The organism is Aldersonia sp. NBC_00410 (assembly GCF_026342035.1).
Lineage (GTDB): Bacteria > Actinomycetota > Actinomycetes > Mycobacteriales > Mycobacteriaceae > Aldersonia.
Window position 1 is genome coordinate 154581 of sequence record NZ_JAPENM010000002.1, and the last position, 15553, is coordinate 170133.

8 protein-coding genes and 1 pseudogene are annotated in these 15553 nt (G+C 62.1%); 6 read left to right on the forward strand and 3 right to left on the reverse strand.

Translation table 11 applies throughout. The annotated features are described in order from the left end of the window. Positions 1-51 precede the first annotated feature (51 nt). The 3 genes from OG921_RS04425 (at position 52) to OG921_RS04435 (ending at position 9049) form a co-directional block, all read left to right on the forward strand. Complete coding sequence (locus OG921_RS04425) at positions 52-5436, forward strand: AAA domain-containing protein (RefSeq protein ID WP_266111611.1); 5385 nt, start codon at positions 52-54, stop codon at positions 5434-5436. 692 nt (positions 5437-6128) lie between these two features. Further along, the gene (locus tag OG921_RS04430; protein ID WP_266111173.1) at positions 6129-7742 is read left to right on the forward strand and encodes an AAA family ATPase; all 1614 of its coding nucleotides are present in this window, start codon (positions 6129-6131) and stop codon (positions 7740-7742) included. Further along, positions 7739-9049, forward strand: a complete 1311-nt coding sequence (locus tag OG921_RS04435; RefSeq protein ID WP_266111174.1) for an McrC family protein — start codon at positions 7739-7741, stop codon at positions 9047-9049. Before OG921_RS04430 ends, OG921_RS04435 begins: the two co-directional genes overlap by 4 nt. 236 nt (positions 9050-9285) lie before the next feature. Here the strand turns inward: OG921_RS04435 and OG921_RS04440 are convergent, their stop codons facing one another. Continuing rightward, the gene (locus tag OG921_RS04440; RefSeq protein WP_266111175.1) at positions 9286-9588 is read right to left on the reverse strand and encodes a hypothetical protein; all 303 of its coding nucleotides are present in this window, start codon (positions 9586-9588) and stop codon (positions 9286-9288) included. Positions 9589-9654: 66 nt separating this feature from the next. Next, positions 9655-10119: a hypothetical protein gene (locus OG921_RS04445; RefSeq protein WP_266111176.1), complete on the reverse strand. Its 465-nt coding sequence runs from the start codon at positions 10117-10119 to the stop codon at positions 9655-9657. A gap of 1425 nt (positions 10120-11544) precedes the next feature. Between OG921_RS04445 and OG921_RS04450 the strand changes: the two are divergent. From OG921_RS04450 to OG921_RS04460, 3 genes and pseudogenes are all read left to right on the forward strand, one after another. Continuing rightward, a pseudogene (locus OG921_RS04450) lies at positions 11545-11685 on the forward strand (transposase); the annotation flags it as partial. A 96-nt stretch (positions 11686-11781) separates the two neighbouring features. Beyond that, positions 11782-13398, forward strand: coding sequence for a DUF726 domain-containing protein (locus OG921_RS04455; protein WP_266111177.1), 1617 nt, complete (start codon positions 11782-11784; stop codon positions 13396-13398). Positions 13399-13462: 64 nt separating this feature from the next. Then, on the forward strand, positions 13463-14056 hold the full coding sequence (locus tag OG921_RS04460; protein ID WP_266111178.1) for a hypothetical protein: 594 nt from the start codon (positions 13463-13465) through the stop codon (positions 14054-14056). A 360-nt stretch (positions 14057-14416) separates the two neighbouring features. Here OG921_RS04460 and OG921_RS04465 read toward each other — a convergent pair whose 3' ends face one another. Beyond that, positions 14417-15412, reverse strand: coding sequence for a hypothetical protein (locus OG921_RS04465; RefSeq protein WP_266111179.1), 996 nt, complete (start codon positions 15410-15412; stop codon positions 14417-14419). Between the last annotated feature and the right edge of the window lie 141 nt (positions 15413-15553).

Genomic DNA, 15553 nt, shown 5'->3' on the forward strand with positions numbered 1-15553 from the left:
TCAGCTCACGAAGTCTCCCGACCCAATGGGGCCGTTCAGTCGCTGATGGGAGTGTTGAAGTTGGTTGATCTGCAGTCGGACGAGGACGGTCTGGTTCGCAAAGCCGTAAACCTGTTCACATTCCTCGGACGCACTCAGCAGCTCCTCGTCAAGCCTGTGCACACCGTAGAAGGCTTCGAAGAGGTGGTCTGGTTCAGTAAGTTGCCAACCCACCCCGCGGTTCGGAGTCGCCACGGAAGTGCGAATCTCGAGGCTGAGGAACCCTTGGTCGAGGTCGACCGCGTCCCACGGCTGGACCCGCCTGACCTGCCCGCAAGGCTGGTCGAGTGGGTGAGCGGACCGTTTGACGATATCGACCAGCATCCGTTTGTGCGCGAGGCGATTTTCACTGACGAGCCGGAGAAGTGGACGGCGCCTCAGGACGTGAACGACGAATCGCCGGACGACGAACGCGACCGGCGGCGTGTCCTTCTCAGTGAGGCCGTCGGTGTGTCGGAGGCGTTCGAAGAATGGCTGCCGACCTGGCAAGCATGGGCCGATCGCGAACGCGAAGATGCGGTAGCGCGAGACCTGTACAAGGATCTCTTCGCGATCTATCTGAAGTCGACCGACCATAGTGAAGAGTTCGAGCTCGTCGTGGGCGTCGGCTGCCTCGCCTGGCGCCCTGAAGGTCATGCGCAGGTCCAACGACACGTCGCCACGGCGCAGGTCGCAGTCGCCTTCGACGAGTCGTCGGGGACGCTTACCGTCCGCCAAGTGCCGTCACCGCAGTCCGTCGTTGTCGAGCTCGACATGCTGGATCCGAGCTTGGTTTCCTCCCCCGCCGCGATAGATGAGATCAGAGTGGCCGCCGGTGAGTACTCGGCACATGTGCTCGACGCGGCGGCCGTCGGCGACATCTGCCGGCGGCTGATCATCCGACTCGACCCTGACGCTTCTTATGACGACGTGTTGAAGGCCCCGACCGGCGCCGACCCTCGCGGGGCTTTCGCGCCGGCGTTCATCCTGCGCCGCCGCACCAATCGCGGACTTGTTCAGATCTACGAGCAGATCGTGGCGCAGATCCTCGCGAGCAACGAGGTTCCCTCCGGTGTGTTGCCGCTCATCGACCCCGACCAACAACCAGAGGCGCAGCCGAACGACACGCCGGGCGCAGTCGTCACCATCGACGAGGAAGACTTCCTTCCGCTACCGGTCAACGAGGCGCAACGCCGAGTCATCGATCGCGTTGACGCGACAGCTCAAACGGTGGTGCAAGGTCCCCCGGGTACCGGCAAGACGCACACCGCTGCCGCGCTGGTCTCACACCTTCTCGCACAGGGCAAGCGTGTGCTGATCACGGCGCATACAGACCGGGCCCTGCGTGAAGTCCGCGCCAAGTTGCCGCGTGAGATTCGGTCGCTGGCGGTGTCGGTAATCGGCCAATCCCGTTCGGATATGGCGGACCTGCGTACCGCGGTGGAGAACATCTCGCGTCGCGCTGACGAGTTCGAACCGGCCGAATCAGCGCGAGCGATCGAGCAGCACCATGCGAAGCTCGACCAGTTGCGGCGCCAACGTGCCGAGACCCAGGCGCGGCTGGTCGAGGTTCGGAAGATGGAGATCGAAACGCGTACCGACGGGCCGGTCGAAGGCACCCTCGCGTCGATTGCGTACCGCAACCTGCAGGACGAGCCACAGTACGAATGGATTCGAGAGTTCGACGTCGACCCGCGCGGCGGCGATAGCACCGTGTCGGACGACGAGATCAAACGATGGCGGGCCATCCTTCTCGATCGCGACGTGATCGACCATGAAGCCGAAGCCGTCGATCAGCTGCCATCCCAGGCCGTCGTACCGACTTCGGACGCGTTCACAGCGATGGTGCTTCGCGAGCAGCAAGCCGTTTCGACCAGGGAGCAGTTCGGTGTCCTGCTGTCGCACGAGTCGTTCGAGTTCGTACGATCCCTCGATCCCGCATTACGGCACGAATTGCGAGAAAGAGTTTCTGCGCTTGCCGAGCGCGCGGTATCGCTAGAGCAGCGGCACGAAACGTGGATGAACGACGCTTTGAGCGACGTCCGCAGCGGTCGGCAGCAGACCTGGATCTCACGATCTCAGCAGGTCAAGGCCTTGGGGGATAGCGCCTCGCTGATTCTCGATAGGCTCGGACCAACGACCACCGTTGTCGTCCCCGGCGACTTCAGCGTGCAGCAGCAAGTCGCGAAAACACTTCTGGCGTATTTGCAGTCGGGCGGGAAAATCAAGGTTCAGGCGGACGGTGCACCGAAGGTGGGTGCGTTCACGTCGAAGACCGTTAAGCAGAGTGACGGGTTCTTCAGGGACGTCAAGGTCAACGGTGTGCCCGCCACGACGACCGACCAGTTGGCAGCCGTGATCGATTGGGTTGAGGCGAGTCGCACCGTCACGGCGATGGATCAGGCCTGGCCGGTGTCGGTCGTGATTCCTCACGAAGACACTTTCGGAGAGCGGGTCCAGTGGCATCGGACCGAAGTCGAACAACTCGACAAGGTCCTCGCTCTAGGCGAGCAAGTCGAAGTCGAACGAGCGTGGTTCACGAGAAACTCACTCCCTGTTCCGAATTGGAACGACCTGGAAGAGATCCGTCGCTATGCGACCCTCGTTGAGGCCGCGGCCGCCACCGACGAAGCGGCGGCAGCATCACATCCGATCGAGCAGCTTGTCGATGAGGTGTGCGAACGCCGACCGCGACCCAACCTGGTGCCGATCACGGCCGAACTTGTTCGCGCTATGTCAGAGCGAGACCTCAGCGGATTCAATGCCGCACGAGTAAGGCTCGAGCACCTGCACCGCGTAGCCAACACCGTTGCCAACCGGGAGCGGATACACGCGGCGCTTATGGCGTCCGCTCCACGACTCGCGGACGCCATCGTGGCCGACCCTGGCGCATTCGAGTGGGACGAACGACTCGGCAGCTACGAAAAAGCTTGGCGCTGGGAACTGACCAGCCGTTGGATACTTGCCCAGGACGATGAGGACGTCAACGTTCTCAAGGCGAAGCTGAGCGACATTGATCGCCAGATCCGCAATGAGGTGGAACACCTTGCCGCCGAACGGGCATGGGCACATGCGGTGGCACCAGGCAGGCTGACGGGAAGCGCGCGCGCGAATCTCACCCAGTACGCCCAATTGGTCGCATCCCTGGGTAAGGGCACGGGTAAGTACGCAGCGAAGAAGCGTGCCGAGATCACCGAGGCGATGGACCGATGCCGCCCATCGGTTCCGGTCTGGATCATGCCGATCTACCGCATCGCCGAACAAGTTCGCGTCCAACCCAATTTGTATGACGTCGTCATCGTGGACGAAGCATCGCAGGCGGGCTTGGAGGCATCGTTCCTGCAGTACCTCGCGCCGAAGATCGTCGTCATCGGCGACGACAAACAGGTGTCCCCGTCCGCGGTGGGAGTCGATCAACAGCAGCTTCGCGACCTCGCCAACCAATACCTCGCGACCGACCCCTACCGCGCATCGTGGCTCGACCCGAAGCGCAGCTACTTCGACGAGGCAACGATGCGATTCGGTGGCCGCATCACTCTTGTCGAACATCGGCGGTGCGTACCCGAAATCATCGGATTCTCCAATCGCATCGCATACGAACCCGAAGGCATCAGACTCGTCCCTGTGCGCCAGTTCGGAGCCGAGCGATTGGAACCGATCCGCGTCGTCCACCTCGAAGACGGGTACGAGACCGACAACAAGACGAACCCGGTCGAAGCGGAGGCCATCGTCGACCAGATCCGAAAGTGCTTGGCGGAGCCACAATACGATGGCAAGACCATCGGCGTCATTTCACTGCTGGGCAAGGAGCAAGCGAGGCTTATCGAACACAGGCTGCTCGACGCGGTTCCGCCGGAAGAGTGGACTGCGCGCGAGTTGCGATGCGGCGATGCGCCCGACTTCCAAGGGTCCGAACGCGACATCACGTTCCTATCGATGGTCAAGGCGCCATCCGAGACGCGGCGCTTGTCCGCACTCACCGCCACGCAATATGTGCAACGCTTCAACGTCGCTGCGTCGCGCGCCAAGGATCAGATGTGGGTCTACCACTCGATGGCGAGAGAGGACCTCGGCAATACGGAGGACATGCGGTATCAGCTGCTCGACTATTGCTACGGGGTGGCTAACCAGGCGCGGAATGACGGCCCGTCTCTCGGCGTTGTCCCTGACGATGTGCTCGTTGCTCCGTTCGATTCGCTTTTCGAGCAACGCGTCTACAACCGCATCATCGACCGCGGATATACAGTCCACGCTCAGTACCCCGCCCTCGGCTACAACATCGACCTGGTCATCATCGGAGCCAAAGGCAAGCTCGCAGTCGAGTGCGATGGCGACTTCTGGCATGGGCCAGATGTTTACGAAGCCGACCTGGCCCGACAACGAGAACTCGAGCGCTGCGGATGGGAGTTCTTCCGCATCCGTGAATCCATCTTCTACGCGGACATGGCATCGTCGCTGAAGAAGCTGTGGGACACACTCGACGAGCTCGACATACGAACCGCTGATTGGATCGACCCGAGCTTCGACGAGGACGTCCCCGATGAGATCGCCGGCGCAATCGACGAGCTTCTCGTCGACGAAGCAATCGCTGACGTCGCCGATGCCGGAGATGCCCTCCGCGAACTGAATTCCGTCATCGACGCAAACTCGACCGAGATCGTCGATCATGCACCTGATGTCGACCTGGACATCGAGACATCATCTGGCGGACGACACCGTTCTGCCAAGTCAAGCAATGTCGAACACGAACTGCTCGACGATCTAGACGCGGTCGATGAAATCGACCGGCAACACACCATTGTCGAGGTTCCCACGCGGGCCGCTGAACGTGTCCCGGAAGCCGACCTACGTGTTGTGCCTAACCTCGAAACGACTGTCGGGTCGGTGCTGCGACCCTACGTCTCCTTCGGAGAGCCCCTCCCGCCCGTCAATCAGTCGTCCCTCGAAGAGATGGAAGCAAACGTCGTCAAGATCGTGTCGGCCGAGGGGCCAGTGCTCGGCCATCGGATACACAATGCGTATCGGGATGCCTACGGCGGCCATCGAGTCGGGAAAGAGATAGCGCGACTGCTCAACCGCGCCATATCCATCGCAGAACGCCACGGCCATATCACTTCGGACAATCCATTGAACGAGAGTGGCTTGAAACCCCGGACATTCCGCCTGCCGAGTCAACCGGATGTATCGCCAAGGGAATTGGGGCCGCGTAGCCTCGATCTGGTCCCTCCGGCTGAACTTTGTCACCACCTCTCCGACTTGTCATTAGGTGACGATCTGCAGTCGGAGGACGAGCTATTTCGTGCAGTACTGGATCGTCTGGGATTGATCCGCCTGACAGAGAACGCACGGTCAGTATTGACCGCTGCGACAGCCTTGATAGCAGACGCCGAACCGGACACGCCCACGGTAGCCGAATGACGTGAAACCCAGATCGCGTGGGCTCGACCCGTCGAGTAGGGGTCAGCATCGCATGCACGAGATCGCCAACCTGCTAAGGCCGGGTGGACCATCCCGGACCGAGTACCCCTTTAAAGCGGCAACGAATAGCTAGTCTTATTCGGACGTCGCGACCTCATCGACCCTGGAGGCCAGCCCGACCAGCCGTTAGGAAACTCCGGTGAAAGGGGGCGTCCGCTCTCTACCATGGCTGTGTCGGCCATGAAGTGCGTCAACATCGCGAGGAGCCGGACATGGAGTTCAGTGATGCGTTCGACGCGGGTTTCGGAGGCCGCCCCGAGGATCTGCGCGCGCGGCAGGACGACCAGCGCAACGCATTCCTGGCGCGCTTTCCGCTCGACAGCTGGCCCAGCCTGACACTGGATGACTACGCACTCAACACTCCCGATTACCGGAACAGCTACTCGTATTTTCTCGAGTGGGGAACCCCCGACCTCGGCAGCATCGCCGGTGGTAGCGCACACAAACACGTGATCTTCCGACGCAACACGGGCGAATGGGCGTATCCGAGCGGCTATGGCAGCGCGGACGAGGCGTGGGATGCCCTGCGAGCCGGTTTCATCGAGATGTTCGACCGGGCACGAGCCGAGGACTGGACCTCGACCTCGGAAATCGACATCCTGCGGGGAGCCCGGGTCGTCCGGCTCAAGTCGTTGTTCCTCTACTTCCCCGACCACGTTTTGCCGATCTACAGCTACGACCATCTGGTTCACTTCGCGACCGAGTTCGGCCTCGACACATCAGGCGATGCGATCGACATCAACCGCCGTATCCTGCGACACCTCCGTGGAAAACCCCAATTGGCGGAGCGTGATGCACTCGAATTCATCGGTCTTCTGTACTCGTGGTCCCCTCCGCCGGGCTCGCACACTCCGAAGTACTGGAAGATCGCTCCTGGCGAGAAGGGCCGGCTGTGGGAGGAATGCCTGGCAGGCGGCTATATCTGTGTCGGCTGGGATGAAATCGGCGATCTGTCGGTCTTCGATACCGAAGACGACTTCACCGCAGCGTTCGGCGTGGCCTACGAATACAAGGGCAACAAGTCGGCCGTCTCACGCAAAGCGAAAGAGCTCTGGCGCATGGTCGAGATCAGCGAGGGCGACAAGATCGTCGCCAACCGCGGAACCTCCGAGATCCTCGGTGTCGGCACCGTCACTGCGACCGGCTATCAGTGGCGGCCCGAGCGCGCAGAGTACAAGCACACGATCAATGTCGACTGGGATACGAGCCTGGCTCACAAGCTTTCTGAGCCGGTGAAGCTCTGGGCGACAACGACGATCGCCAAGATCCCCTCGACCAAGATCGACCAGATCCTCGATCCCGACCATCACCCCGAACCTCCTCCATTCCCCCCAGAGATCACACCCGAGGACGAGCGAAGGTACGCCGCCTGGAAGAAGGTGCTCGACCGCAAAGGGCAACTGATCTTCTACGGTCCGCCTGGCACGGGGAAAACCCGTGCCGCCAAGGGTTTCGCGTCATGGCTTCTCGGCGCCAACACCTCCGACAATCACCTCACGGAAATCACGTTCCACGCCTCGTATGCCTACGAAGACTTCATCGAAGGTTTCCGACCCAAATCCGGCGAAACCGAACTGAAGCTCGAACTCCGCGACGGCGTTATGAAACGCATTGCGCAAGAAGCCACGAAACATGCCCCCGACCCCCACGTCATCATCATCGACGAGATCAACCGCGCCGACGTACCGCGAGTGTTCGGCGAACTGATGACGGTCGTCGAAAAAAGCCGCCGCGGACAGTCGGTCACGCTGCCAACCAGCGGTGACCGGCTTGCCATCCCTCCGAACGTCATAATCCTCGGCACGATGAACACCGCCGACCAGAGCATCCGTTCCCTCGATGCCGCACTCCGGCGTCGGTTCGGATTCATCGAACTGATGCCCATCACCGATCTATTGTCCGAGACGACTATTGACGACCTGCCCCTCGACCAGTTCCTCGCAGAACTGAACAGGAAAATCACGCACAGCGTCGGTCGGGAGCGACAGATCGGACACTCGTACTTCCTCGACCATGGAACACCCATCGAGTCCGCTCAAACCTTCGGTGAAATCGTCCGCACCGACATCATCCCCCTACTCCAGGAGATCGCCTACGACGACTACGGGCAACTCCGCGACTACCTGGGCAGCGCCATCGTCGACGCCGCAAACTCGCGCCTGACACCGCTCGTGAATGACGACTCCCGCCTCGTCGCGGCACTGGCCGACCACTACGGACTCAAGGTTCAGTCGACAACAGAATGATCGAACTCGCTGAACACTGCACCGAGACCTGTTCCCTGGCGCCGATATCCGTCGAGGGCCAGGAGCGCATGACAAGCGTGCTGGGAAATCGCCTGTCAGTCGGGTGGCTCTCCACCGACCGCGTACAGATTCGGTCATCATCGTGGGTGGGTAGCGTCAACCTGACTCCAGAGTTACGTGTTCGTGTCGTACCGAAACTCGCCGGCAACGACCTGGGTGTACTTACCATGCTTGCCATCACCGATGGCAGTCCACTGCAGGATCTTCCCCGCTACTTCCGGGGCCTTTCGGACAATCCCGCCGAGGACGCGATCGAACTGCTGTGCCGACTTGTGGTGACACACACCGAAGATGTCGTGGTCCGGGGGCTGATCCGCGACTACCGCCACCATTCTGCCGACCTGCCCTTCCTTCGTGGACGGCTTGACGTCTATCGCCAGGCGACGGTATACCACGGCCAGTTCACGTCCCTGGCATGCACATTCGATGAGTTTGACCGCGACACCGTCGAGAATCATCTCCTGCTGGCGGGAGTGCGGGCCGCGCGGCGCGGCACCACCGATGCCCATATACGTCGCCGCGCAGCGGATCTGGAAGCTCAACTGGCCGTCACCGCTCCGACTATCCCGACAGTACGCAAACTCCTCACGACGCCGGTCGTCTATGGGCGCCGCAACGCCCATTACCGGGTCGCGCACACGTGGTGCCGATCACTGTTGAGACTCGGTCGGGTTGACGACACTACGCCATCGGATAGGCCCCAGATCGAGTCATTTTTGATCAATATGAACGCACTCTTCGAGCGATTCGTCGAATGGCTGATGGCCCGAGTCTTCGACGGAACTGGGTTGGACCTGCGTGCGCAACAACGAAATCCCTCGCTCATCACCGTCGATGGCTTGTCGCGCCGATCAATCGCACCTGATCTGGTCGTCCGAGATGGCAACCAGCAGGCTGCGATCGACGCGAAGTACAAACGCTACGACGAATGGGAGATCTCCCAGTCCGATATCTACCAGCTCTTGCTCTACGCGCAGTGCTATACCGGGTGGACCGTGCTTCCCACGTCGTACCTCGTCTATCCGTTGGCGACAACGCATCCCACAACGTCGACGGTGGAACTTACCGTTCCGGCAGCTCCCACAAACCGGAAGGTGCGGATCAAGGCGATCGGAATCCCGCTGGCGAATATCGTTGCAGGGCTGCGCGTCGGCAATCTCGATCAACTCAGCGCAACGACGAACTACATGTCCTCAGCACTGCCATCGCCGCACCGGGCCCGCGTTCCTGTTATGGGGGACCCATGAACCGTGCTCGGTGGACGCGCGGTCGGACAGATTCTGGCGCCGGAGTGATTCTCCCCGAACTCTTTCTGGCGCAGACGGAACTGATCGGTGCTCAGCGACCGCCTGCCTCGAGCGGGCAATTGGCTGAGCACCGGCACAGCCCTCACCGCGGCGTCCTCCGGCAACGTCGATCTGCTCGGTCCCGGGACATAGTGACGATCCGTTGTCGGGACGTGATACACCGCCGATGTGACGGGTCACGCCTGAATTGGTCCGATGTCCCAGAGAGCATGGCGGCCGTCAGGTTGCATCGTGTGGTCGGCGAACCGAGGACCGAGGTCCTCTGACAGGTCGAATCCAGCACGCGATGCCCTGCGCACGTACTCATCCCGGAGATCCGCGAGGAGCCGACGGCCGGTCTCGTCGAGGTGCGTGACGTGCATCGTGACGAGCACCAACCGCCCGCTGGCAAGCACGAAGCCGTCGACAATCCCCGCGTCGAGCAGGTATTCGGCCCGCCCGGCGTCAATCAACGGCATCCCCGGGTCACCGATCGCCACCCGGAACTCGGTCACGGTGTCGACGCGGTCGGGCTTCCTGACCCACCGAACCTTCCTGTGGTCCTCCTACCCGGAGTTCGCAGCCGGCCGTACGTCCTCGGTAGGGACCATGAACGTGATCAAGTGCGTCCACCCGGGCACGAACGGCTCCGGCCTGTCCCAGTCGTCTATCCGCCTGTTGTCGGAGTCGGGCCTCCCAACCCACTCGGCACCCGGATGATCGACAGAGGACAGGTGAAAGATGAATCGGCCGCTCTGATGGAATGAGAACTTGGCCCAGTCCTTCCACGTCCGGATCGAGGCGTAGACATCGAGCTTCCCCTTGTTCGCCCATACGCGGAAGACGCTTGAGCACTCGCCGGGTCGACCGACCGCGTACCGCAGGGCCGTCCGCTTGGTGACGGGACCGAAGCTGACGATGCGTTCAGTGGCCGGCCCCAGGGTGGCGACCGTAGCCCTGTGCCGGTCGTCGGACAGTTCGAATACGAGACCCGCCGAGACCACGCCGCTGAACACGACCCTGTCACTCATGGATCCAACGTACCTATGCGTGCCGGTGACGATCGCGCTGCTCAGGGTCGAACCAGCAGTCAAGGCCTCGGCGCGACAATCACGACGACCGACTTGGTCGTGGACGGCAACACGGCCGCACGAAGGGCGCGTCTGGACGGTCGGCTTGGCCGTGTACAGGTTGACGGCCATCAGGTCAGCGCCCGAGCGCGTCGTCGGGCGTGTAGCAGCTCGTGATCTCGAGCTCGCCGTCGGCGATGCCTCCACGGACTGGGGGGAGGCCACTTCGACGTGCACCGCTTTTGTTGTGGCGGTGCAGGTCGAGCAACCATTCATTTCATCACGGCCCGACGGTGTATCTCACGAGCGGAAGGTCACACGCGCCGACGCACCGTACCGGTGCGATACCGCGCCCATCGCGAATCCCGCCCGGCGGTTCACGCCGCAGTCGACGCGGGCGATCGGATCGCTCCCTACACACCGCCGGCCCGATCCGAACCCGCGAATCCTACTGAACAGCAATATCTTTCATTCGGCTGAGACCGACCCAGGTTCGATACACGATGACCACGACGACTCCCCGACCCACCCCCATCCCCAGCCGGCCGTTCCCACCGCCGATGCACACGACGACCACGATCGAGGAAGACTCGAGAGGAGGATCTGACCGGATCTGGCCGGATAGAGACCACTATCGTTGCGACAATTCTGGAAATGAGCTTGGTTACAACGCTCTGACCTGCGACTTTGTGGTGGTCCCGGCTGGGATCGAACCAGCGGCCTTTCGCGTGTGAAATGGACACAACCCCAGGTGATTTCGGAACTACCAGGTCAGACCGGACTCACCTCCCCCAACTGGACCAGTCCAACCGACCCGTTGGCCAGATACCGGCCACATGGACACTCGACCAACACCGTCCTCGGGTGACACCTAGTGCCGCGGCACCGCGTGCCACGCCCGAACCAGGCCCGCCTCGTGATGATCGAGAGTCGAGCACGTCCCCTTGGCCGGGGCCGCATCGCCGCGGGCTTTCGCGTTCCGCACCGCCTCACCTCTCCGCTACGTTTCGGCGGCGTCGGGATATTCTTGGGACACTGCGTTCCCCTCCCCGCGACGTCATCAAAGCTGGCACCACCATTCTCCGCGGCACGCGGACGGCAACCGATGCGACACGCAACGGGCTGACGCTTGTCCCGCCCGGCGCCACCGAAGCGGTGCGGGACCAGATGTGCGATCACACGCGTGCGGCCGCCGGGGCGGACTCGACCCCGATTCCACAGCTGTCCCGTTTCGGCTGCTCAGTGCGTCTTGCACGTTCCGGTCCGTTCCAGCCGTCATATACGTCCTCGCCTGCACCCGTGTCGCTCCCGGCCGCGACCCTCCCGAACAGGCCCACCGGCCCGCAAGCCAGTCCAGAGCCACCGATGCTATAGCAGACCCGTGTGTCCAACGGTCCCATCGAGGCGATCAACGGGCGCCTCGAACACGTGCGTGGGGTGACCCTCGGCTTCCGGAACCTTCGCCACTTCACCTTGCGGTCACTGATCCACTCCGACCAACTCCAGGAATGGATAGACGCACTCTGATTCCGGAGGACCCGAATTTGTACGGACTCGGTAGTGCGCGCGGATGTTCGCACTTAGGCTTGCCCAGGCACCGCAATGGTCAGGAGTACGTCTGTCATGTCGGCGACGATCGAATACACGGATTCCCCCTTCGGGATGGTCGCTGAGATTCGGTCACCACGCGGCCTTCGCCTGAGGGTCTCTGGAGACTTGAACACGATCGAACCCAAAAAATATGGCGATCCCCTGATGCGCCACAACCCGGCCCTTGTCCACAACACGTGGGCCTATGCCAAACATGAGAAGCAAGCGCGGAAGTACCTGCTGAAAGAAAAGAAAGCCAGTCACCAGAAGCAAGCCGAGGTCCACGCCAAGGCCGCCAAGGGAGTGGCGTCACTCATTGATTGCCTGGTGACCGGCAGCAGGGAGGGTTGGTGTTCGGGGTGCTACACGTTCACTGACCACCAGAAGGTCGATCAAGGTGCCGTTAGCGTTGCCACGTACATGTGCACGACGTGCGGGTCACCCACACTGAAGTGCGCTGCGCCTCGCTGCAGTCACATGGCCACGCGGGGGTTTGGTTCGATCCGCATTCCGCGGTTCTGCGCAGAACACCGCCACGAGCTACCCAGTTTCGAACGGGCGCAACGCAAGGTCGATTCATTGAACGACTACCAATCGTTGCACGTCTTCGAGAAGCGCAACCTCTCACGTGGCTCACGCCTCGCCTTGGCGGGTGCTGCTTTAGCGGGAGCGGCAGCAACCGCGGGCGTACTTGCTGCGCCCGCGGTCGGAGGCGCCATCGGAGTCCTCGCCGGCTACAGCGGTGCGGCCGCCTCGAGTTACGGGCTTGCGTTCCTAGGTGGTGGCGCTATCGCCGCCGGCGGGTTTGGAATGGTCGGCGGGACGTTTGTCGTCGCCGCGACAGGTGCGGCACTCGGTTCCGCCCTCGGTGTGAGCGTCACCAACGCCTACATCAGCGAAGACAAATCGTTCCGGATCGAACGGTTTCGACACGGCAGTGGGACGCCTGTAATCATCGCCCGCGGATTCCTAACCCAGAGCAACCAGAACTGGAACACAGCCGTACAACTAGTTGACCGGCGCTATCCGGACTCTCCAATCTACCTGTTGCACTGGGGCAGTAAGGAACTAACGTCGCTGGCGGCATTTGTCGCTAAGAACATCGGTGTCAAGGAGGCGGCGGGTGCCGGTGCCATGGTTGCGGCACAAGCGGGCAAGGCCGCCGCGAAGAAATTAATGCCCCTCGCGCCGGCCCTTTTCGCCGCCGACGTTGCCAAGAACCCTTGGCACACGGCCGTTGTCCGTGCAGACCGAACTGGGGTGGCTCTGGCTGGCATTCTGGCGCACACACAATGCGACAAGTACGTTCTCGTCGGACACAGCCTCGGTGGCCGAGCAATGATCACCGCCGCGGAGACACTCGCTACGAGCAGGGTGGCACCCTCGATCGAGACTGTTCACCTATTGGGCACGGCAGAAGGAAAGAAGCAGGACTGGCGCCCATTGAGCGAGTCCGTAATCGACGCAGTACACAACTACTACTCGACCAACGACGCGGTATTGAAGATCCTCTACGCAGTCGCCCAGGCCGGGAGCGTTGCTGTCGGTTTACGCGGGTTCACTACAGAGTTCTCCGCCATCAAAGATCACGACGTCAGCGATCGCGTCAACGGGCACTCCGAGTATTTCGAGAAGGTCAACCTGTGCTGAGCCGGCAGCGTAGAGATAGTCGACAATCGATTCCGACAACCAAACTGAAAGGCTCTTCAGCGGAATGGCAGACGAACAGGTTCAGCAACCATTCGACTGGCTCAAGCCGGGCGTCGAGTGCGTCGTCTTCGAAGAAGACGGGGGCGCACTCCCGGGAGTGGTGACCGGTGGGATGGTTCGGTTGCGCTGCGTCGAGTTCGTCAACGACGATCGCGTAGCTGTTTTGGACAACGGATACGAGCTCTTTCGCGATCGCCGTACCGACGATGGTTGCTACAAACTAGGCACAAAATTCTTCCGCTTCCTGGATAGTCGCCTGCTATACCATGTCGAGCACCCGAAAGTCGTGGAGACGGTCCGTGCGAACGAGTTTGCACTGGAGGTGGAGGAAGTCCTCCGCAAAATCGAAGACTTCGGCGAGACACTCGCGCCTTCCGAAGCTCGCAGACTATCGGCGGCGTTGCAGGCGTACGCAAAACGAGTGCAGGCAATCCCACCCGAAACGCGACGCGCGCGCCCACAGATCGCCTATGCTATCGAAACGCGGCCAGCCCACCGCTGCGAAGAGTGCGGAACTGTCAGCGTTGGCAAGGTATATAGGCACGAGGGGACCACGAGGGACTGGGTACTCCTTCCTCGACCGCGAGATCGACACTAACTCCGACGAGTCCGCCACTTCCGTCCATGTGCGGGTCCGAAACCTGAAGCTCACTAGTTCCGCGGCACTCAGCGACGCATAGGAATGCCCAGCCCCACGGGCAGAGCAGGCGCACAACGCTTCACTTCCCGCCCTGATTCGACGGCGTCGTGGACTCTAGCAGGCGCTTTCGAGCCCGGTCATGCCATAGTCGGCGTCGGCGATCTCGACACCCACTGCCAGAATGACCTACTGCGCGCATTGCGGCGAGATGTCGCCAACAGAAAAGGTCACAGTCGTGGTCCTGCGTGGTGACCACGAAGGCTCGATTGACTGTCGGCCCCGCAGCCTGCGAACTTTCGGCTGATCAGACCGAACGAGCTACCACTTCCCGTCGGTGACCACGTCGGGGCTGACCCCACCGATGGTGACCACCGTCTTCGGGTCGACGGGCACAAACGGATCCTCTTCGGTGCCAAGCTTTTTGCCGACGCTCTCGACCTTCGACAAGATCTTGGACGGCGCGAGGCCCTGCGCGTCAGCGTCGTAATAATCGAACCACGGCAGCCCAGCGTCTACGTACGCGTCCCGGTCGACCGGCGTCGGCGGCGCCAACTCACCAGTGATCGCAGTCCACCGCGCGGCCGAACACAAATGGACGAACACCCGCCGGGCACCGCTCTCGTCGTAGTCAGCGAGCGAGCGATCATCGGTGTACACCTCCTGCCGCATCCGCCCGCCGGCCCCCAGCCCCATGCTCGCCGAGGGCGCCGGGAGCATGCCGGCGGCCATCAGGTCCGCGCAGCACGCTTCGTCACCGACCATGTCTGTGCGCAACGCCTGCGCCGCATGCCATTCCGCAAGCGCCTGCTCGGTCAGTCCGACGGCGCGCAGTTGCACTCCGCCATGGGCCTCCTGCCCGGTGACCTGACCTTCGACGGTGGCCCCCGAACCCAGCGGCGCGGCGACGAACTGGCGGATGAACCCGTCACCGGCGTTGATACCCTCCAGCCAAGGCTGATCGGGCAGCGCAACGTAATTCTGCGGATCACCAACAAGGTGTTCGATCCAGGGCAAGCCGCTGACCGCGCACACTTTGCCCACACCAACTTGCAGAGCAGTGGGTTCGGAAGCATGGAACGACAGCCACAGGGCCTCGCGCTGGTAGATCGGCAGCATGACGCCGCCACGACCCAGCCACTCGGCTGGTGCCGTGTCGGGATAATCCGAGACCCGCCGCAACGGAAACCGGCCCAGACCCGGCGGCAGCGGATGCAACCCCGTCTCGGGGATTCGCAGCGTCCGCTGAAAATTCACCGTCACCGGACCCAGCACCAGCTCGTCGCTGACGATCTCTACCGGCGTGCTCTGCACCATGAACTACCTCCATCTCGGCGTACTGCACCATGGATAGCACCAGGCACTGACACACCTAGGCATTGCGCCGCGGTCGCCTGGAAGGCCTCGATTGCGACTCTCGGGCGACCGAGCCTCCGCGTCCACGACCTGCGCCATACC

Bases quoted from the DNA above. Each gene is read 5' to 3' on its own strand.
- OG921_RS04435 (WP_266111174.1), top strand. From the start codon at position 7,739: ATGATCGAACTCGCTGAACACTGCACCGAGACCTGTTCCCTGGCGCCG.
- OG921_RS04445 (WP_266111176.1), bottom strand. From the start codon at position 10,119: ATGAGTGACAGGGTCGTGTTCAGCGGCGTGGTCTCGGCGGGTCTCGTA.
- OG921_RS04455 (WP_266111177.1), top strand. From the start codon at position 11,782: ATGTCGGCGACGATCGAATACACGGATTCCCCCTTCGGGATGGTCGCT.
- OG921_RS04460 (WP_266111178.1), top strand. From the start codon at position 13,463: ATGGCAGACGAACAGGTTCAGCAACCATTCGACTGGCTCAAGCCGGGC.
- OG921_RS04465 (WP_266111179.1), bottom strand. From the start codon at position 15,412: ATGGTGCAGAGCACGCCGGTAGAGATCGTCAGCGACGAGCTGGTGCTG.